Here is a 19359-nt window from a genome sequence, read left to right as displayed (position 1 = left end):
CCGTCCTCAGCGCGCGGCGAAATGGCCGTGGAAACCCAATGGCACGGTGTAAGGCAGCCATGCTTGCGCCAGCGGTCCGTCTTCCACGCGCCGCGCATCCAGCACCGCGATGCCGCTGCGGCCGCGCGCGCTGTCCAGCAGCGTACCCACCAGCCAGCCGTCGCCGGCACGCGCGCTGCCGGGGCGCGGCACGAACACATGCTCCTCCGCCAACACCGATTCGCCGTAGTTGTGCACGCGCCGGCGGCCGCGTTCGACATCGTAGGAAGCGACCGCATTGAAATAGGGCGCGGTGCGGACGCCTTCGTTGGTGGGCGCGTACAGGCGCGCTGCACGGTCGCCACGCGTGCGCGGATCGAACAGCGGAAACTCGATACCTTCCACGCCGATGTCCTGCCAGCGCGCCTTACCGTCGCGCAGGCCCAGGCGCAGTTCGCGCAGTCTGCCCTTGCCGCCCTCCACCTCCGCATGCCCTTTCATCGCGGCCTGCATCGGCGAGCGCGCCTCTTCGATGTCGAGGTGCTGTACGGCGCGCATCACGATCTCGCCGTTGCGCTCGTAGGCATCGCCGAAATGATAGATGGCGGCGAACTCGGCCTCGAACCACTGCGCTTGCGTCGGCGCATCCTTCGGCACCACCGCCACGCGCAGCGACTGCTCGGGCTGGAAGCGCAGGCGTTCGAAGAACGCGCCTTCGCCTTCCAGATAGCGGAACGGAATCAGGGCGAACACCAGATGCTTGTCGGTCATGGCGAAGCTGTGCAGATAGCCGCGTATCGGCGTATCCAGCATGTCGGCCGAAATCAGCTTGCCGTCCGCGCCCACGTGCCAGATCACCAGGCCCGAACCGCCCATCAGGCTGACCGCGCCGAAATTCCAGGCCGAGCCATCGCGATCGATCAGCGGATGCGCGGAGAACGGAATGCTGGCCAGGTCCGGACGCCAGGTCACCGGCCCCAGCGTGGTCAGCTGGTCGGGATCCAGCTCGAAGGCCGAACCCGCTTCGCACAAGGCGAACAAGCGGCCATCGAGCGTCATCACCGAAGTGTTGGCGGTATTGGCGTCGTCGTTGTTGCGCACCGGCTGCGAATCGGGGATGCGCGTGCCGGCTGCCGGATACAGGAAGCGTCCGGCTTTCTGTTCGCGGGTGAACTTGGGCGTGGCGACCATGCGTCCGCGATGGGTCAGCTGGCCGCCGTCGAAACGCCAGCCGTGCACCATGCCGTCGCCATCGAACCAGTGTTCGTAGCGGAAGCCGGCGCGTTCGGTCCAGGCCGGTCCGTTGCGGTAGAGCGTGCCCGCGAAACCTTCGGGCAGCCGCCCTTCGATCTGCACGGTGGTCGGGCCCAGCGACTCGGCGGTCGCGCTTTTCCAACCCGCCATCCACGGATGCTCGCGCAGGCCGCGCGCGAACTCGGCGGCGTCGCCGGCCGCTGCGTCCTGGCCGTGCAGCAGCGTCGGGGCCAGCGCCATGACCGTGGCGCCGGAAAGCAGGTTGCGCAGGAAACGACGGCGGCTGTTACCGGTGGTGCTCATGGCGATGCTCCTGATGTGGTGCGCTTGATGCGGATGCGTTTCAGCGCAGGTCGACGTCGATGGCCGCGCCGGTAGCGGTGACCTGGAAGCGGGCTTCGTCCCAGGTCGGCTTGCGCATCACCTGCGGGTTGTTGCTGAAGCCGTAGCCTTCCAATGGCATGCCCATGACGTTGGTATCCATCTTGCCGTTGCCGTTTTCGTCGTGGGTGATCATCACTGCGTAGTTGCCGGGCTTGAGATCCTTGAAAGTGAAGCTGGCCTCCTCGCCCTGCGCGGGAACGCCGTCGGCCTGCACCGGGGCGGCCTTGCCGTCCCATGCTTCCTGCGAATCGACCACGGCCACCTTGACCAGGCCGGTCTGGGCACGGATGCCGTGCAGTTTTACGGTGAGGTCGCCGGCGAGCGCGCTGGCGCTCGACAGCGCGGCGATCAATGCGAGCGGGGCGATACGGAAGGCGGCGGTGCGGTTCATTGGCGAAGTCCTGTGCTGTGGTGGATGACGGGGCCAGTGTGCGCAGCGGACCGACACCGATCAGCTGCCGGCAGTCACCACTGCGCAGTGCCGGAAGTCACTTTCGGCGGCGGATGCATTGCCAACGCCGCGGCCACCCCGCAGCATGCCGGCATGCGCGCACTGCTCCGCCACCTGCTGCAACCCCTTAACCTGGCCCTGCTGCTGACCTGGCTGGCGGTCGGCCTTTCCCTGCGCGATGCGGAGCCGCAAAGCCTGGTTCTGTGCTGGAGCCTGATGGTGGTGTTCCTGGTGGCCAGCCTGAGCTGCGACCTGCCGCAGCTCGGGCCCCGGCAAGTGAATGCGTTGCTGGCGGTCATCGCCGCGAGCGCGCTGGCATTGGTATGGCTGGCGCCGCGCACGGGCACCACACCCGTATTACTGGTGGTGTTGGCCGCGCAGCTGAGCATGGTCTGGTCGTTGCGCGCGACGCTGCTGGCCATGGCGGTGGTCGACGTGCTGTTCTATCTGCTGCTGCGCGACGCCGGCTTTTCCTCGCCGTCCTTGATGGTGCTGATCTATGCCGGCTTCCAGGCGTTCGCCTTGCTGGTGGGCCATTACGCGAGCAATGCCGAGCGCACGCGCGACCGGCTTGCGCTGGTCAACGCCGACCTGCTGGCCACCCGCGCGCTGCTGGCCGACAGCGCGCGCGATGCCGAACGCCTGCGCATGGCGCGCGAACTGCACGATGTGGCCGGACACAAGCTGACCGCGATACACCTCAACCTGCGTGCGCTGGCGTCGGATCCGGCGTTCTCCCAGCGCCAGGAGATCCACCTTGCGCAACAGCTCTCCAGCGAACTGCTGACCGACATCCGCAACGTGGTGCAGGCCTTGCGCGACAGCCGCGGCCTGGACCTGGAAACCGCATTGCGCGCGCTGGCCGCGCCGCTGCCCAAACTGCGCATGGACCTGCGTATCGACGGCGACGTGCAGGTGACCGACCCCGCCCAGGCCGAGACCCTTTTGCGCCTGGTGCAGGAATCGCTGACCAATGCGGCGCGCCATGCGGGCGCAAACCGCGTGTCCGTGGAAATCTTGCGCGAAGGCGATGGAGTAATGCTGCGGATCGAGGATGACGGCGTGGTGAAAGGCGCCCTCCGGGAAGGCAACGGCATGGCCGGGATGCGCGAACGCGTGGAGGCCTCGCGGGGCGATTTCCAGGCAAGCGTCGCGCCGCACGGCGGATTGCGCATCGAAGCGAGACTTCCCGCATGAGCACTCCCACATGAGCACGAAGACGATCCGTGTGGCATTGGCCGACGACCAGGCGCTGGTCCGTGCCGGTTTGCGCGCCCTGCTGTTGCAGCAGAACATCGAGGTGACGCTGGAAGCCGAGGACGGCGACGACCTGCTGCAGAAGCTGGAGCAACAGTCCGTGGACGTGGTGCTCAGCGACATCCGCATGCCGGGTACCGACGGCATCCAGGCGCTACTGCGGTTGCGCGAACGCGGCGACGCCACGCCCATGCTGCTGCTCACCACCTTCGACGAAAGCGACTTGCTGTTGCGCGCCACCGATGCGGGCGCGCAAGGTTTTCTGTTGAAGGACGCCGCGCCGGAAGACCTGCGCGACGCCATCGTCCGGGTCGCCGCCGGCGAAACCTTGCTGCAGCCGGTGAGTACCGACCCGGTGCGCGCACGTTTCCGTTTCCGCGACGAATCCGAACCCACCGAAACCTTCGGCGCCCGTGAAGTGGCGATCCTGCGCTTGCTGGCCGGAGGTTATTCCAACAAGGAAATCGCGCGCAGCCTGTTCCTGGCCGAAGGCACGGTGAAGAACTATGTCTCCACCATTCTGGACAAGCTCGGTACCCGCGACCGCACCCGCGCGGTGCTGAAGGCGATCACCCTGAGAATCATCTGATGCAGTGTCTCTACGTGGGAGCGGTGTCGTGGGAGCGGCGTCCCGCCGCGAGCTCTAGCCAGAAAGCCGAACACAAGCAACAGCTCGCGACGGGACGCCGCTCCCACGACACTGCTCGCGCCTCGCTGCTACGGAGTCTCGGGGTCGAGATCGATCTCCGCCAGCGAGCACGATTCCGCGATAAAGTTGCGCAGGTCCGCATAGAGTATCTGCCTGCATGGATTTCATTGAAGTCATCGACGACGCCCTGGACCGCGCCACCTGCGAGGCCATCGTCGCGCGGATGCGCGGCAGCGACCGTCTGCAACCCGGCCGCGTAGGCGGCGGCGTATATCCGGAACTCAAGCACAGCCGCGATCTGCGCATCAGCGGCAATGCAGACTGGGCCGAAGTAGATGCGCGCCTGCAGCAGGCCATCTTCGCCGGACTGCTGGGCTATCTGCGCAAGTATCCGCAGGTGCTGATCTCGCCGCTGATGCTGCAGCAGCCCGACGCCAGTGGCGGATCGCGGCGCCTACAGGCCGAGGATTTCGCCGCGATGGACGACAAGGCGGTGGCCGAACTGGCACGCGCCTGCCTGCGTCCCGGCGCGATCAACCTGCAGTGGTATTCGGCGGGCGAAGGCGGCTACCCATACTGGCATTGCGAGCTGTACCCACGCGACGCCAGCGCCGAAACCCTGCACCGGCACCTGCTGTGGACGTTGTATCTCAACGACGGCTTCGAGGAAGGCGAAACCGAATTCCTGTTCCAGCAACGCAAGATCGAACCGCGCACCGGCAGCCTGTTGATCGCGCCCACCGCCTTCACCCACACCCACCGCGGCAACCGCCCGCAGAACGGCGACAAGTTCATCGCCACCAGCTGGATCCTGTTCCAGCCGGCGGAGAAGCTTTACGCAGCCAGCTGATCCTCCGTTGCCGTCATCCCAGCGAAAGCTGGGATCCATTTTGATCTTGACCCTGCTTTCGAAGGGAAAAGCAGAAGCAAGAACAAAAGCGAAATGGATGACCAGCCATACGGCTGTTGAAGAGCGCCTCCAGCTTTCGCTGGGATGACGACAAGAGCCGAGCAAGCTCGGCTCTACATGAAACACCCGTGCACGTCTGGCGGCAGAATTACTCCTGCGGCGGTACGTCCAGGTAGCTGCCGGCCGCAGCGACTGTCGACCACAGCTCGTCTTCGCGCTGGAAAGAGCGGTCGAACAGCTGTTCGGCGGTAGCGCGGTCGCCGAGCAGCATGTAGTAGGCACCCAGTTCGGCTATGCCCTGGACATCCTTCGGCTTCTCCTGCAAAGCCCGCTCGAACAGGGGCTTGGCACGCTCCCATTCGCCGGCCTGCCGGTAGATCCGCGCGATGCGGAACAGATCGGTGCCTTCCGGATCGTTGGCCAGCACATCGTCGAAGATCGCCTGGCCTTCGGCCTTGAAACCGCCCAGGTAGTAGATGCGGCCGATCGCGATGCGCTCCCAGCTGCCCTTCCCGGCCTGCACCTTGGCCACTTCGAGCAGAGCGCGGGCGGCCTCCTGCTTGTCCTTGCCGTGGTACTGCGACGGCGCGACTTCCTGCGCGGCAAAAGCGGCCGGAACGGCCAGAACGAATAGCGCTGCGGCAATCGACATGGAACTGAATTTCATTGGTATCCCCTTGATGAGAGGCCAGGCAACCATGTGCCGACCCTGATTGACCCGTTCTTCTGGATTCTTCTTGCTTCCCCAAGCAATGGCGCCACTTCGATACTTGCGATTCAGTTGCGCGCCATTGAACAAGCTTAGCGCGTTTCGGATCCCCGGCGATCATCTGTCGCGCGGCTGCTGGGGCCGTTCGCCTGCGATGACGGCGCGGGGCAGGAAACAGGATTTGCGTGAACTGGCCACTGCGGCTCGGCGATGAATAGGGTGCGCCGTGCCGGCGAGGGCGTCGTCAACAATGCGATTACACCGGGTACTCGTCTCTGAAACCGTCGCCGGTCGGGTACTTGGTGAAGAACGAGATTTCGTCCTTGTTCTTGATCGAGATATTGAAAATTCTCGAATCCCTTGCCTTGAGGCTAAGGTCGTAGGCGTAGATTTTCTCTTCGGCTCCGTCCACAAGAGATAAAGCCATGTCGTCCACGATGCCGTTGTACTCCTCGATGAGCGCCAGCAGCTCAGCCGGAAAACTGTTCTCTATGATGCGCCCACGAAAGTAGAACTCGATCTCTTCGTCTTGCGAGTAATCGACAACGGCATACGCCTGTTTGTTCTTGCGCGAAAAAATGGTGTCGATCATTGGTTATCTCGCGAATCCATTGGAAGAAAATGGGTCAAGCTTCTTATTCTGCTCCCTTCATCCAACTATTAATCTGGCACAGAAACCAAATCGGTCCGCCTTTTTTGGGCCTAAGCGCAATATCGCGCAGCACATCTCTCTGAGGTCATTCCCGATTTTCCAGAGATCCCAAATCAAGGTGCGGATACTTATTCACCATTTCCAATAATTCTCTTGGGTTGAACTTTCTATAGGATAGCTCACTCCATTGGCCATATATTTCGAAGTATGGACAAGAACTTTTGACCCACCGCAACAAACCTTCATCACTCAAGGTATGCGGATTGGAGTTGGAAAATTCCACGACTTGGCAGTTTCGGACATTTCCAGCGTTGGAGTGAAAAAATTCCACCGATTTTTCCGTTGACCAATGCGCCAGCTCGCTCCAGAACGCCTCTATATACTCGCCGTGTGAGAATATCAGAACACGCTTGTCCGCAAATTGCGTTGCCGCCTTTTGAATTAGATTGCGGGCTCTAAGCCTAGTAAATAGAAGAGACTCACCATCGGGAAATGCCGCATGCAATGGGTCCCGCTTGCGTAGCGCCATAAGCGCGTCTCTTTTGTGCTCGTGGGCGGTTTGAAAGTTTCCCCAGGAGCGCTCGCCAAGTAGCGGATCGATTCTGATCTGGCAGTCGTGCCAGCCTGCGGATTCGCAGACCAATGCCGCCGTCTCGCGTGCGCGAATATGGTCCGAAACGTAGATGATATCGAAGCCGTTCGGATACTGGGTTTTTAGCCAGGAGCCGGTGGTTTTGGCCTGCTCTTGCCCGCGCTTGGACAGACGGAATTCCCTATCTGGAACTTCGTTGAATCCTTCGGGGTAAGCGGCAATCTTTTTCTTCTTGATCGCCTTCTGCACAATATTGCCCTGGCTTTCACCATGCCGTATCAACACCATGCGGCTTGGCATTCTCAAGCGAGCTTCCGTAGTGGCGCTCATTCGAAGGGACCCGTATTGGGATTTTTCCATGGGCGTTCTTTCTCCGCCTTGTTTAATGCATGAGTTGAGACGACCCGGGAAGCGTCGGCGGCGTGAATGGACTGTCAGCGTCTTCTAGTGAGGTTGTAAGCGAGAGGGATCACGGCGGCCGCGATAGAGAACGATATGCTGGCGATCCACACCCAATACCCTAGATCTCGGGAAACGATGTTTCCATAGTGGGGGGATTCGTCCAGGATCATCTGCGTCCTGCCAAGGAACGACAGGGCGAGATAGAGGGAGCCTGTGGAAAAGATCAAACCAACAGCGCGAATCCTGAAGGCTATTAGGAACCATGAAATGACGAGCAGAGGATTCGCGTACCACTCAAGCATGGAATCCAAGATGCCGAACCATCCAATGATCAGCACCTCGAAGCCGACCGTACTGTGGAGCTCTAGTTTTCCGAAAACAGTGTAGGCAGGAAGAAACAAACACAGGATAAACAGCGCGGCGCTGATGCCTGTTGATAGATGCGAGACGGCATTCACTGCCCGGGAGCGGGGAGTATCGGATTCTTCGATTCGCATGTGCGTTCTTTGCCTTGCAGGTTGCAGGGGAGTCCGAAGTCGCAAACGCTACTTCACGTCTATCTGAAGCGCAGTGCAGTAGTTGTCGCCTCGATCCGGAATGTAGGGATTGATCGGAGGGGTACTGGTGTAGGGCAACGTACTTATCCGGAAGTTGTGCTTGCCGCTCGCCCATGCCGTCATGAACAGATGCGTCATAGATGTATCTTGCTGCCGTATCAAAATACGATAGGAGCCGGATTTTTTGCAGTTCGCAGGGACGATGCTTTTCTTGAATACGACCAGAATGCCCGAGGCCGTTGCGGAAACCTCGGCCACTTTGCCGCGAACCCAGTCGGGCCCGGCGTGTTTTAGATCACCGATGTCATGGGAGGCGGCAGAGGCTGTCCCATCCTGAGCAAAGACGGGCATCGCTAAAGAAGCTGCGCAAACCAGTATCGCCGAAGACGCGTGGCGCAGAGCGGCTGGAATTCTGGGAAACGAACGGATCATCTTTTCTCTCTTTGTTTTCACGCGTGGACTGTCGATTTGTTGCTGGTCACAGAGGAACTACTTCGCCTTGGTCTTGGTGAATTCGTGCACGAACAGTCCAGGCTTGCGGCTGTCGAACAGCGCCTGAAGTTCGCAAGTGGCGCTCTTCAGTTTCTTGCAGTTCACCCTGGCGGCCTCCTGCGCGCGCTTGGCCGTGGTTTCAACGGTCGCGCTGTCGCCGGCATCCACGCTATAGGCCTGGATAAACCCGTTGCCTGTCCACATGTTGTTTACGCACGGACGCGAAGTGGCGTCGTTGCACGACTTGATTGCTGCGGCGATTGCGGCATCGGCGCTGCGATAGCCGCTTGCGACATAGAGCTTGTGGTCATTTCCCTCGGTTCCATCGACCCAGGCCGACGCCGCATAGAACTTACGCACGGAGGCGCCGGGCGAACGTCGGCTGGTGCTTGAGCGGATGGTTGCAAAAACCTCGCACGGCAACAGTTGCTTGGCCGAACATTCCGCCAGCGCCTGCCGACGTCCAGCCCTACCTTCGCCATTCCAGCCGTTATGGAAATCTCCGCCCCGGTCGCGGATAACCGTCATCGACGAGTTCGACCATTCACCGGTCGAGGTGCAGCCGCCGCCCATCACTTGGTTGCACATTTCAAGCGCACCCTGCTGGGCGGCATTGGGGCCGGTGTAGTTGCCGTCCACCCAGATGTCAGCGGCATCGGGATGCCAGGCAATCGCCGCATAGCTGCTCACGGGAGCTTGCGGCGCCTGTTGATTGCCATTCCCAGGAATAGGCGCGCAAGAGGACGGCTGATTGGGTGCAAACTGAAATGGTACATGCCTGGGGGGCATTGCGCCTGTGCGAGGCCAGCCCATAGCAATCCCGCGCCCGTCAACAGCAATATACGCAGGGAATTTTTGAACATGATCAAGTCCTTTCGATTCGGCGCATGAGAGTGCGTCTGAGAGGAAGAAAAGGGACAGATCTATTTTCTGTCCGCTCAGTGAATAGATGTGCCCTGTTTCTTCGATAATCTGCTGACGAGCTACCTAGCCTTGGTCTTGGTGAAATCGTGCACGAACAACCCAGGCTTGCGGCTGTCGAACAGCGCCTGAAGTTCGCAAGTGGTGCTCTTCAATTTCTTGCAATTCAGCCGGGCGGCCTCCTGCGCACGCTTGGCGGAAGTTTCAACGGTCGCGCTGTCGCCGGCATCCACGCTATAGGCCTGGATGAACCCGTTGCCGGTCCACATGTTGGTTTTGCACGGGCGCGAAGTGGCGTCGCTGCACGACTTGATTGCTGCGGCGATTGCGGCATCTGCGCTGCGATAGCCGCTTGCGACGTAGAGCTTGTTGTCATTTCCCTCGGTGCCATCGACCCAGGCCGACGCCGCATAGAATTTGCGCACGGAAGCGCCGGGCGAACGCCGGTTGGTGGTTGAGCGGATGGTCGCAAAAACCTCGCACGGCAGCAGTTGCTTGGCTGAACATTCGGCCAGCGCTTGCCGACGCCCAGCCCTATCTTGGCCGTTCCAACTGTTATAGAAATTTCCGGCGCGGTCGCGGATGACCGTCATCGACGAGTTCGACCATTCACCGGTCGAAGTGCAGCCGCCGCCCATCACTTGGTTGCACATTTCGAGCGCCCCGCGCTCGGCGGCATTAGGACCGGTGTAATTGCCGTCTACCCAAATGTCGGCGGCATCGGGATGCCAAGCAATCGCTGCATAGATGCTGACAGGCGCCTGCGGGGGTGGGGCGGGACCATCGCGCACGCACAGCGGAAGCGCGGCGATGGCGTCACTGGCCCGCGGACCGGCGCCATTTGTCCACCCGACCATCCGCTCGCCTGGGCCAGGGCCGGAGCCGCAGACATAGGCCTGCTGCGCCTGAGCTGTGGCTGGCCAAAGACACCAGGCGAGCAGCCCGATCAGAAGCATCCGTGCAACTCGATGCACGTCCAAGAAACGCATTTCGCAGAACCTCTCATGGGTCTTACGAGACCTGCCATTGAGGGTGGCGGCCACTGTGTTGAGTTCATGCTCGTAATATCTGTTCATAACGGTGCCTTTATGGAAGTACCAACGTATTAATTCGTTGGTGTTCATTGGTGCTGCGCTGATAGGGGCATCTCATTCTTGCCATGTCTCGTCACTCCGGGCTTCAAAGGCCCATCGAAAACTCACCGAATTCCTCGGCCTTGACCCACCCCGCAGCGCAGTCGCCTTCATACCGGCTGCGAGCATTCGCGTGGCAGCGTTGACCGGACGTGGGTCGCATCCATTCGATGGGCAGGTCGCCGGGTCTTGCGCAGAACGACTTGGCGGCGCAGGCTTTGACCGACTGCACCGGGATGGCCATCAGGTAGTACCACTGGGGCTGGTTGCTGGTGGATTCACGCGCGGTGGCTGCGACGCAAACGAACTGCCCGTCGCCGAGCTTCGCTTCGACATCGGACTGCGCCGGAGGCAGCGAGCGCCGTAGCTTGACGGTGGCCTCGCCGTCGGCCTGGACCTTGCCATAGGCGCCCTTCTTCGCGCTGCACCCTTTGGCGTCGATCAAGATGCGCCAACCGTCGGATGCGCACTCCTGGTTCCATCCTCTTTTCGGGCGGTTGCAGGACACATTGGGCAGATTGGCCACCATGGGAGGCAGCGCACTGCTGGTGGAGTCCTCTATGGCATCGACACGATCGATCGCGTAACTGCCCAGTTTCGATTCAACGCATTGAATCGAGGCGGAGATCTTGACGTACTTGTTTTTGTATCGGGCCATCCCTTCCGACAGAATCGGCAACCGCTCGATGCGCTGAGCGCCGCAGGAGCTTTTTGGGTCATTGAGCAGCATGGGCCGTTCTGTTTCGAGGTAATAGGCTTTGATCTGCGTGCCATCCATCCAGTCTTCGGCTTGACCCGAAGTAATGGGGCCGACGACTCGGCCCCTTATTTCGTTGGCCGAATCGAATGAGATCGTGTCGGCGAAGGCAGGTATCTGGAAAACAGCCAGACTTGATGCAATCAGAACCTGGGAGTAAATGTATTTGAGAGAGTTCATATTTTTTCCTTGGTTGATTGTCATTGGAATTGCCGCGATTTGCATAAGCATCAGAAGCCGGGAACGCGCTTACTCATTTGGAAAAATGGGGACGGATTTGTCCTCTGTGCTCGATTGATCTGTCCGCTTTCGTTGCCATGGGTTGCACCCAAGCAGCTGAACTGGTCGCAAGCGATGACGTGCATGGCACTTACCGGATGCGCACCGGCAGGCTGCAGGCGGTGTAATAGGCGTGGCAGTTGGTGAGCCCACCGTCACGACACGTCTTCATGCCTGATGCAACTGCAATATCCACCGTGGCGGCATTGCCTACGTTGTATCCTCCATCGCCCACGACAACCGCGGCACACTGGTTGTCATATGCAACGTCGATCTTGCAACTCACGCCGCCTTTTGATTTGCAATCCTGCATTGCTATTTGCGAGGCTTCTCGCTTGCTCCGCTTGTCGGTAGCTACGCCTAGAGCGTCGTTTGGCCCGTCCGTCGCAATCGCCCCCCACCGACGCTCCCACTGCGGGGCTGGTGGTAGCGGGGCCTGCTGATTTCCGGATCCCGGAAGTGGGGCACAGCCCATGGTTCCCTGCCCGCCAACAGGGTAATAGCCCGAAGGACAACTCCCTCCTTCAGCGTGCACCTCCCCAGTCCAGAGCAACCCCGCACCCATCACGAGCAAACTACGCAAGAGATTTTCAAGCACGATCAGATCCCTTCGATTCGACGCAAGGGAGTGCGTCTTAGTGGTGCCGGTTTGCTTGGAACCGCCCCTCCGCTGCGGATGCTGCCGCTCATTTTCGTTGGCGTTCTGCGCGAACGAAGAAAAGGGAATGACACCGGCGATAGCCAGTGTTAGCCGAGTCACATTAAAGAAGGGGCGAGGTGGGCGCCGACGCGCAGGCCGTTCAAAAACCGAATTCGCTAGCGGCACCTTGGCCGCCAGGCGAATCAACCTGTCCATGCTTTGCACCCAATCCCAGGGAAAAATTGCCGCATGCGAACCTGTTCGGATCGCAGGGCCTGGATTCTAGCGACCTACGGAAGAGGGGCACAATGAATCGGCACCACTGTGCCTTCACTCACACATCTGGCGTTTTGGCTTGCCCTACCCTGGATCGGCAGAAACCCGGCTAGAACAACTCGCCCTGCGGTGACGGCGCACGCGGCGCGATGAAGCGGGTGCAATCGAGTCCGCGCGGTTGCCGCGCCGGAAAACCATAGCGTTTCAGTGCCAGCGCGAAACGGCGCTCCAGCAGATCCGCATACACGCCTTCGCCGCGCATGCGTTTGCCGAACGCCGAGTCGTAGTCCTTGCCACCGCGCAGCTGCTGGATGGTGCTCATGACATGCGCAGCGCGGTCGGGTACGTGCGTCTGCAGCCAGTCGCGGAACAACGGCGCTACTTCGTGCGGCAACCGCAGCAGCACATAGCCGGCCGATCCGGCCCCCGCTTCGCGCACCGCCTCAAGCACGGCTTCCAGCTCGCTGTCGTTCACCCATGGGATTACCGGCGCCACCATGACGCCGACCGGCACACCGGCTTCGCGCATCGCGCGGATGGCGCGCAGGCGCGAGTGCGGTGCCGAGGCGCGCGGCTCGAGCGCTGCGGAAAGACGGTTGTCCAGCGAGGTGACCGAGAAATGCACGCTGACCAGGTTTTCGCGCGCCAACGGCGCCAGCAGATCGAGGTCGCGCGTGACCAATGCGTTCTTGGTGATCAGCGAGAACGGATGCTTGGTTTCGGCGAAGACTTCGATGAGGCTGCGGGTCAGTTGCAGCTTGCGTTCTATCGGCTGATAAGCGTCGGTGTTGATGCCCAGCGCGATCGGACTGACCTGATAGCCGGGCTTGGCCAGTTCGCGGCGCAGCAGCTCCGGCGCGTTGGTCTTGGCGAAGATCCTGGTTTCGAAATCCAGGCCTGGCGACAGGCCCAGGTAGGCATGCGAAGGACGCGCGAAGCAGTACGAACAACCATGCTCGCAGCCGCGGTAAGGATTGACTGACTGCGAGAAGAAGATGTCCGGCGATTTGTTGCGGGTGATGATGCTGCGCGCGGTTTCCTCGCGCACCTGGGTGCGCGGCAGGACCGAGGCGAATTCCTCTTCCTGCTGCGCGTGCCAACCGTCGTCGACGCCCTGGCTGACCGTCACTTCGAAGCGGCCCGGCAAGTAGCCGGTTGAGCCGCGGCCTTTGATCAACTCGCCCATGCGCCAATCCTAGCGCCGCGCCGTCTCAAGACAGGCGACACGTAGGTCGGGGCTACGCCCCCGACGCACGGCAACCCGGACCCCTCGCACGTCGGGGGCGTAGCCCCGACCTACGGTTGGTTGTTTCAGCGGCAGGCCCTAGTATCGGTCCATGCTCGAAACCTTCCAGAACCTGTGGCACGCGCTGTGGGCGATCCCGCACCTCAAGTTGTACCTGACCCTGGCTTGGCTGCTGTACATCGTATTGCTCTGCGGCTGGATAGTGCTGCAGAAACGCGAGCCGGTGGCCACCCTTACCTGGGTGCTGTCGCTGGCGCTGCTGCCCTATCTGGGTTACCTGATCTATTTCCTGCTGGGTCCACAGAAGATCCACCGCCAGCGTCTGCGCCGATACCATTCGCGCAAGGGCATGGAATCGCACGACGCTTCCTGCCCGGTCGACGGCAACTGTTCGGAACTGGCTTCGATGGGACAGGCCACCACTGGCCTGCCACCGTCCAGCGCGACCTCGGTACAGCTGCTGGTGGATGGCGGCGCCACCTACGACGCGCTACTCGACGCCGTCGCAGGCGCGCGCAACCATATCCATCTGGAGTACTACATCTACATGCCCGACGGCATCGGCACGCGCTTGCGCGATGCTCTGGCCGAACGCGCCCGCGCAGGCGTCAAGGTGCGTCTGTTGCTGGATGCGGTGGGTTCGTCGAAGGTCAACCGGCGCTTCCTGCAACCGCTGCTGGACGCCGGCGGCGAATTCGCATGGTTCCACCCTACCCGCTTCCGCCCGTTCACCCGCAGCTGGGTCAATTTGCGCACCCATCGCAAGATCGTGGTGGTGGACGGCAGCGTGGCCTTCACCGGCGGCATCAACATCACCGACGAAGAAGACGAGCGCCTGGGCGACAGCGCCTACCGCGACCTGCATCTGCGCCTGGAGGGCGAAGTGGTGCGCAGCGTGCAGCTGGTGTTCGTGGAGGATTGGGCTTATGCCACCGGACAGAAGCGCAAGGATTTCGAAGGCACTACCTTGTGGCGGGCGACCGAGCCCGGGATCCAGGGCGGCATTTCGGCGCAGACGCTCATCTCCGGGCCGGATTCCTCCTGGGAGGCGATCCATCGCGCCCATGTGGCTGCCATCCATGAGGCGCGCAGCCGGGTCTGGCTGGTGACGCCGTATTTCGTGCCCGGCGAAGCCGCGCGCATGGCCCTGACGTCGGCCGCACTGGGCGGCCTGGACGTGCGCCTGGTCGTGCCCAAGCTGAGCGACTCGCGCCTGGTGACCTATGCGGCGCGCTCCTATTTCGACGAGCTGCTGGCGGCCGGGGTGAAGGTCTACGAATTCGGGCCGCGCCTGCTCCATACCAAGGCCCTGCTCTGCGACGACGACCTGGCCATCATCGGCAGCGCCAACTTCGACCATCGCAGTTTCCGCCTCAATTTCGAGATCTCCCTGCTGTTCCGCGACCGCACGATCGCCGCGACCCTGGCCCAGCTCGTGGAGGGGGAAATCGCCGCTTCCGAGCCCGTGCACGATCTGCGCAATCGCTCGCTCTGGCGCAACCGCCTGCCCGAAGCGCTGGCCCGGCTTATGTCGCCTTTGCTATGAACATTGCTGTGAACGGGTTGGCGTTTCGCAGCGGCGGAAATAGTAAACTTCGTCCATTGTCTGGAGGGGACGCACAACATGCATTGGCTATTCCTGCTGCTGGCCTTGGGGGCGATGGGGATCGCGTTGAAGACCTCGTCGGTGGTGTTGATGTTGGTCTGTCTGCTGGCTTCGCTGGGTTTGTTCATCGCCTGGATCATGGGCTGGTACGCGGCGCGCGTGGGCAGCACCAGCCGCGACGAAAGCCAGATGATCGATCCGGCGGAATTGCGCCGTCTGCGCGAGATCGCCGAAGCGCGCAAGGCGGGATTGCAACCGCCCGAGCCGCCGGTCAATTCTTGAATCTGGATCTCCCGATGCGGGAAGGCGCGCGATGACGGCGCTGAGCGTCAACGTCAACAAGATCGCGGTGCTGCGTAATTCGCGCGGCGGCGGCGAACCTGACGTAGTCCGCGCCGCGCGCACCTGCCTGCAATCGGGCGCCCACGGCATCACCGTGCATCCGCGCCCGGACCAGCGCCATATCCGTACCGACGATGTGCTGGCGCTGGCGGCGCTGACCCTGGAGCACGAAGTCGAATTCAATCTGGAAGGCAATCCTTTCGCTCCGCCGCGCGAGGGCTATCCCGGTTTTCTGGCGCTGTGCGAGCGGGTGCGTCCGGCCCAGGCCACTCTGGTGCCCGATGGCGATGGGCAGCTCACTTCCGACCACGGTTTCGATTTCGCCCGCGACGCCGAACGTCTTCGCCCGTTGATCGCGGAACTGAAATCTCTGGATTGCCGGGTCAGCCTATTCGTGGACGCTGGCGGCGCCGGGCTGGCCCTGGCCAGGGAAATCGGTGCCGATCGCATCGAAATCTACACCGGCCCCTTCGCCCACGCACAAGCTTCGGGCGATGCGGGCGCTGCCCTCGCCACCTGCATCGACACCGCACGCGAAGCGCAGGCGCTGGGTCTGGGCGTGAACGCCGGCCACGACCTCAGCCAGGCCAATCTGCCCGAATTCCTGGAAGCCATGCCGCAGCTGCTGGAGGTTTCCATCGGCCACGCGCTGATCAGCGAGGCGCTGTATGTGGGCCTGCAGCGCACCGTTCATAACTATCTGCAGATTATTTCCGACTCGCAGTGACGGCCGCAGCGCGCGGCCGCTCGTTCCGACTTCAGCTTAGTGCTGCACGCTCAGATTGGCGATGCCCTGTTTGCGCGCTTCGGCCAGCACGGTAACGACCTGCTGATAATCGGCTCCGGACGAGCCGTGCACGCGTAGTACAACGCGTGGATCGGAGAGCGCTGCATCGCCCAAGCGAGCGCCCAGTTCGGACTGTGGCAACAAGCGTCCGTCCAGACGGTAGGAGCCATCGTCGCCAATGTCCAGCTGCAATTGCAGTGGCTTGATCGTTTCCGGATCGTCCGACGTTACCTGAGGCAGACCGGCATCGACCGTTTTCGTCAGTAGTGGCGCCGACACCATGAAGATCACCAGCAACACCAGCATCACGTCCACCAGCGGCGTGATGTTCATTTCGGCAACGACGGAATCGCGAGCGGTAGCGGAGAAAGCCATGGCGTACTCCTGAGCGTCGGTGGATGGACCCACGCTACTCCCGCCCTCCCCGCTCCGCAAGCCGGACTTGCTTCCCTGGGATCGGCGACCCGGAAACGACCACGCCGCCCGTAGGCGGCGTGGAAGCTTTCTTTTGGTACCGCCCGCCAGGCATCACTCCTGCTGGACGAAACCGATCTTCTGCATCTGCGCGTTCTTGGCCGCGGCCAGCACTTTGGCCATGACGTCGTACTGTGCATCGGGGTTGGCGTCGATCTGCAGCAGCGGCTGGTTGGTCGGGTCGCGCTGGACCTCGTTCTCCATCATCGCCTGCACCGCGCTGACCTGGACCGGATTGTTGTTCCAGGTCACCTGGCCGGACGCGTCGATCTTCAACTCGATCGGCGGCGGCGGCTCGCGCAGCTGCGGCGGCGGGTTGATCACGCGTTGCGGAAGGTCGACGTCGATCGGGTAGGTCATGACCGGCGCGGTCACGATGAAGATGATCAGCAGCACCAACATCACGTCCACCAGGGGCGTGACGTTGATGTCGGCCATCGGCTGGCCCTTGCCGGAACCGGTTGCGAATGCCATGGCTTATTGACCCCTGTCTTTGGTGGCGACGAAGCCGATATCCAGCATGCCCTGCTCTTGCGCGATCTTGGTGACTTCGTTGATGGTGCGCATCTTGGTGGTGCGGTCGCCACGCAGGTTCAACGGCGGCTGCGGGGTCAGCTGGGCCGCGCTGGACAGCCGCGACTCCAGGATTTCCTTGGTGATGCGCTCGTCGTTCCAGTACAGCGAACCATCTTCCTTGACCGCCAGGTTGATCGGCGACACGCGCTTGGCCGCGTCGTCGGGCTTCTGGTTCAGATTGGCTTCGGGAAGCTTGATCTGGACCTTATGCGACATCAGCGGTGCGGTGATGATGAAGATGATCAGCAGCACCAGCATCACGTCCACGAGGGGCGTGACGTTGATGTCGGCCATGGGGCCGCCGCTATCGTTACCACTACTGAAGGCCATTCTCGGGCTCCGTTATTGATCTGTGCGAATTCGACGCAGGCTTAGCGGACGCGCGAGCCGGTGGCGAAGAAGTCGTGCAGGTCGTGCGCGAAGGTGTCGAACTTGGCGTTGGTGGCGCTGTTGGTGCGGTTGAAGAAGTTGTACGCCAACACCGCCGGGATCGCGACGAACAGGCCCAGCGCGGTCATGATCAGCGCCTCGCCCACCGGGCCGGCCACTGCGTCGATGGAAGCCTGGCCGGTGGCGCCGATGCGGATCAGGGCGCCGTAGATGCCCCACACCGTACCCAGCAGACCCACGAACGGCGCGGTGGCGCCGACGGTCGCCAGCACGGTCATGCCGGCCTGCAGCTTGGAGCTCTCGCGGGTGACGGCCTGGCGCAGGGCGCGATCGACGAACTCGGAACGGTTCAGCGATTCGGCCAGCTTGGAGCCTTCGCTGCGCTGGTGGTGGGCAGCGGCCTGGGCGGCGTCCAGCGCGATCTTGGAGAACGGCTCGTTGCGCGGCTGTTCTTCCATCAGGCGGATGGCGTCCTGGGCGTTGGCCGTGTCCCAGAAGCTTCCGGTGACGCGTTCGGCCTGGCCCTTCAGGCGCATGCTCTTGATGAAGTTGATGATCGTCCAGTACCAGGCCAGGGCGGACATGATCAGCAGCGTGATCAACACGACCCAGGAAACAACATACGAGCCGGGGGTGGCGGTCATTTCGCTAATAAGGTGCTCAAAGCCCATGTTGTTCAGGGCCTGGGCGGCGTTGTTGCCTCCAGCAGCGGCGGTGGTTTCCTGCAGCATGACGCTTACCTTTTATTTGTGATGATGAGAATGATGCGGGTTTAGGGGTTGCAGCGGTGTGTATGCGGTTTTCGGCTAGTGCGGCTTGAAGCTTGTCCGCGCTTTACATCTTGAAGTCAACGGGCACGCGTACGCGGCCGGCGACGCTCTGGGCTCCCTGTTTACCGGGGTTGAAGCGCCATTTACGCGCAGCATCCATGGCGGCACGGTCCAGGTCGCGGTTACGGCTGGATTTCTCGACGGCTACGTTGGTGACGTTGCCGCTGGCATCGACGTCGATGATCAGGACCACCGTGCCCTGGATGCCGGCGCGGGCGGCGGCAGGCGGGTACTTCGGCGGATTCATGTTCTTGGACGAGATGTCCACGCTGGCGCCGATGCTCTGGACCGGGGCGGGCGGAGCCGGCGGTGAGGGCGGCACGAAGGTGTCGGTCGGGCGCGGTTCGGCCACGTCGATCGGCGGCGCTTCGGGCGGCGGCGGCAACGGGGTGGTGGTGGGCGGCGCCAGGTTCTTGATCGGCGGCGGCGGAGTTTCGTCCGGCGGCGGCGGCGGCGGCGGCGGGGGTGGCGGCGGCGGCGCGTCGACGATGGTCACGATCGTCTTCTGTTCCTGCTCTTTTTCCGCAGGCGGGGCCACGGCCGGGATCAGCAGCAACAGGAATGCGGCCATGTGCAGCGCGATGACGAAAGCGATACCGATGATGCGCGACCAGTTCAAGCCTGGTTGCTCTTCGTCGCGGTACCTGTTGTTAATGACCAGTTGTTCAGCCATGCGCCAGTGAGCTCAGTTCTTGGGCCGACGGAGCGGCGCCATCAAAATTTTGGGGACCCGCAACCGTTTCCGGCGCGGGGGTGTCGAGCTTATACCAATCTTCCACGCCTGTACCATCTTTTCAGGGTGCCGGAGCTCTAA

23 protein-coding genes and 1 pseudogene are annotated in these 19359 nt (G+C 62.1%); 6 read left to right on the top strand and 18 right to left on the bottom strand.

Features of this window, described 5'->3' with window-relative positions; all coding sequences use genetic code 11:
* Positions 1-6 precede the first annotated feature (6 nt).
* Both BLR66_RS16380 and BLR66_RS16375 read right to left on the bottom strand, forming a co-directional pair.
* Complete coding sequence (locus tag BLR66_RS16380; RefSeq protein WP_093289507.1) at positions 7-1536, bottom strand: carotenoid oxygenase family protein; 1530 nt, start codon at positions 1534-1536, stop codon at positions 7-9.
* Between the two features lie 40 nt (positions 1537-1576).
* Positions 1577-2008 carry a DUF2141 domain-containing protein gene (locus tag BLR66_RS16375; protein ID WP_093289504.1) on the bottom strand — a complete coding sequence of 144 codons (432 nt, stop codon included), beginning with the start codon at positions 2006-2008 and terminating at the stop codon, positions 1577-1579.
* A 153-nt stretch (positions 2009-2161) separates the two neighbouring features.
* Here BLR66_RS16375 and BLR66_RS16370 point away from each other — a divergent pair, with 153 nt between their 5' ends.
* The 3 genes from BLR66_RS16370 (at position 2162) to BLR66_RS16360 (ending at position 4824) form a co-directional block, all read left to right on the top strand.
* On the top strand, positions 2162-3265 hold the full coding sequence (locus tag BLR66_RS16370) for a sensor histidine kinase (protein ID WP_093289915.1): 1104 nt from the start codon (positions 2162-2164) through the stop codon (positions 3263-3265).
* Between the two features lie 10 nt (positions 3266-3275).
* On the top strand, positions 3276-3914 hold the full coding sequence (locus tag BLR66_RS16365) for a response regulator transcription factor (protein WP_093289501.1): 639 nt from the start codon (positions 3276-3278) through the stop codon (positions 3912-3914).
* Positions 3915-4131: 217 nt separating this feature from the next.
* Positions 4132-4824 carry a 2OG-Fe(II) oxygenase gene (locus BLR66_RS16360; RefSeq protein ID WP_093289498.1) on the top strand — a complete coding sequence of 231 codons (693 nt, stop codon included), beginning with the start codon at positions 4132-4134 and terminating at the stop codon, positions 4822-4824.
* Between the two features lie 208 nt (positions 4825-5032).
* On the opposite strand, the gene BLR66_RS16355 is transcribed toward BLR66_RS16360, so the two are convergent.
* The 11 genes and pseudogenes from BLR66_RS16355 to BLR66_RS16310 form a co-directional block, all read right to left on the bottom strand.
* Entirely contained in the window at positions 5033-5551 is a 519-nt protein-coding gene (locus BLR66_RS16355) for a tetratricopeptide repeat protein (RefSeq protein ID WP_176943926.1), read from the bottom strand.
* Positions 5552-5849: 298 nt separating this feature from the next.
* Positions 5850-6185, bottom strand: a complete 336-nt coding sequence (locus BLR66_RS16350; protein WP_093289492.1) for a hypothetical protein — start codon at positions 6183-6185, stop codon at positions 5850-5852.
* Between the two features lie 145 nt (positions 6186-6330).
* Entirely contained in the window at positions 6331-7197 is an 867-nt protein-coding gene (locus tag BLR66_RS16345; protein WP_093289489.1) for a histidine phosphatase family protein, read from the bottom strand.
* A gap of 74 nt (positions 7198-7271) precedes the next feature.
* Positions 7272-7736 carry a hypothetical protein gene (locus BLR66_RS16340; RefSeq protein WP_093289485.1) on the bottom strand — a complete coding sequence of 155 codons (465 nt, stop codon included), beginning with the start codon at positions 7734-7736 and terminating at the stop codon, positions 7272-7274.
* 48 nt (positions 7737-7784) lie between these two features.
* Positions 7785-8228 (bottom strand): hypothetical protein, encoded by a 444-nt coding sequence (locus BLR66_RS16335; RefSeq protein ID WP_143014685.1) that lies wholly within the window; start codon positions 8226-8228, stop codon positions 7785-7787.
* 57 nt (positions 8229-8285) lie between these two features.
* Positions 8286-8978: a DUF4189 domain-containing protein gene (locus BLR66_RS16330; RefSeq protein WP_176943924.1), complete on the bottom strand. Its 693-nt coding sequence runs from the start codon at positions 8976-8978 to the stop codon at positions 8286-8288.
* A 293-nt stretch (positions 8979-9271) separates the two neighbouring features.
* Positions 9272-10066 carry a DUF4189 domain-containing protein gene (locus BLR66_RS16325; protein ID WP_255402766.1) on the bottom strand — a complete coding sequence of 265 codons (795 nt, stop codon included), beginning with the start codon at positions 10064-10066 and terminating at the stop codon, positions 9272-9274.
* A gap of 150 nt (positions 10067-10216) precedes the next feature.
* A pseudogene (locus BLR66_RS19455) lies at positions 10217-10330 on the bottom strand (IS30 family transposase); the annotation flags it as partial.
* A 58-nt stretch (positions 10331-10388) separates the two neighbouring features.
* Entirely contained in the window at positions 10389-11279 is an 891-nt protein-coding gene (locus tag BLR66_RS16320) for a hypothetical protein (protein WP_143014683.1), read from the bottom strand.
* A gap of 190 nt (positions 11280-11469) precedes the next feature.
* Complete coding sequence (locus BLR66_RS19450) at positions 11470-11853, bottom strand: DUF4189 domain-containing protein (RefSeq protein ID WP_255402765.1); 384 nt, start codon at positions 11851-11853, stop codon at positions 11470-11472.
* 550 nt (positions 11854-12403) lie between these two features.
* Positions 12404-13480 (bottom strand): PA0069 family radical SAM protein, encoded by a 1077-nt coding sequence (locus BLR66_RS16310; RefSeq protein WP_093289470.1) that lies wholly within the window; start codon positions 13478-13480, stop codon positions 12404-12406.
* 151 nt (positions 13481-13631) lie between these two features.
* Here BLR66_RS16310 and cls point away from each other — a divergent pair, with 151 nt between their 5' ends.
* The 3 genes from cls (at position 13632) to BLR66_RS16295 (ending at position 16215) form a co-directional block, all read left to right on the top strand.
* Positions 13632-15086, top strand: a complete 1455-nt coding sequence (gene cls / locus BLR66_RS16305) for a cardiolipin synthase (RefSeq protein WP_093289467.1) — start codon at positions 13632-13634, stop codon at positions 15084-15086.
* 78 nt (positions 15087-15164) lie between these two features.
* Positions 15165-15428, top strand: coding sequence for a hypothetical protein (locus BLR66_RS16300; protein ID WP_093289464.1), 264 nt, complete (start codon positions 15165-15167; stop codon positions 15426-15428).
* Positions 15429-15459: 31 nt separating this feature from the next.
* Positions 15460-16215, top strand: coding sequence for a pyridoxine 5'-phosphate synthase (locus BLR66_RS16295; RefSeq protein WP_093289461.1), 756 nt, complete (start codon positions 15460-15462; stop codon positions 16213-16215).
* Positions 16216-16251: 36 nt separating this feature from the next.
* Here the strand turns inward: BLR66_RS16295 and BLR66_RS16290 are convergent, their stop codons facing one another.
* From BLR66_RS16290 to BLR66_RS16270, 5 genes are all read right to left on the bottom strand, one after another.
* Positions 16252-16650, bottom strand: a complete 399-nt coding sequence (locus BLR66_RS16290; RefSeq protein ID WP_093289458.1) for an ExbD/TolR family protein — start codon at positions 16648-16650, stop codon at positions 16252-16254.
* 153 nt (positions 16651-16803) lie between these two features.
* Entirely contained in the window at positions 16804-17223 is a 420-nt protein-coding gene (locus BLR66_RS16285) for an ExbD/TolR family protein (RefSeq protein WP_093289455.1), read from the bottom strand.
* A 3-nt stretch (positions 17224-17226) separates the two neighbouring features.
* Positions 17227-17655, bottom strand: coding sequence for an ExbD/TolR family protein (locus tag BLR66_RS16280; RefSeq protein WP_093289452.1), 429 nt, complete (start codon positions 17653-17655; stop codon positions 17227-17229).
* Between the two features lie 41 nt (positions 17656-17696).
* Positions 17697-18446: a MotA/TolQ/ExbB proton channel family protein gene (locus BLR66_RS16275; RefSeq protein ID WP_093289449.1), complete on the bottom strand. Its 750-nt coding sequence runs from the start codon at positions 18444-18446 to the stop codon at positions 17697-17699.
* Positions 18447-18549: 103 nt separating this feature from the next.
* Positions 18550-19104 (bottom strand): energy transducer TonB, encoded by a 555-nt coding sequence (locus BLR66_RS16270; RefSeq protein ID WP_255402764.1) that lies wholly within the window; start codon positions 19102-19104, stop codon positions 18550-18552.
* Positions 19105-19359: the final 255 nt, after the last annotated feature.

Source organism: Pseudoxanthomonas sp. CF125 (assembly GCF_900104085.1).
GTDB lineage: Bacteria > Pseudomonadota > Gammaproteobacteria > Xanthomonadales > Xanthomonadaceae > Pseudoxanthomonas_A.
This window is presented reverse-complemented; position numbering and strand designations above follow the sequence as displayed.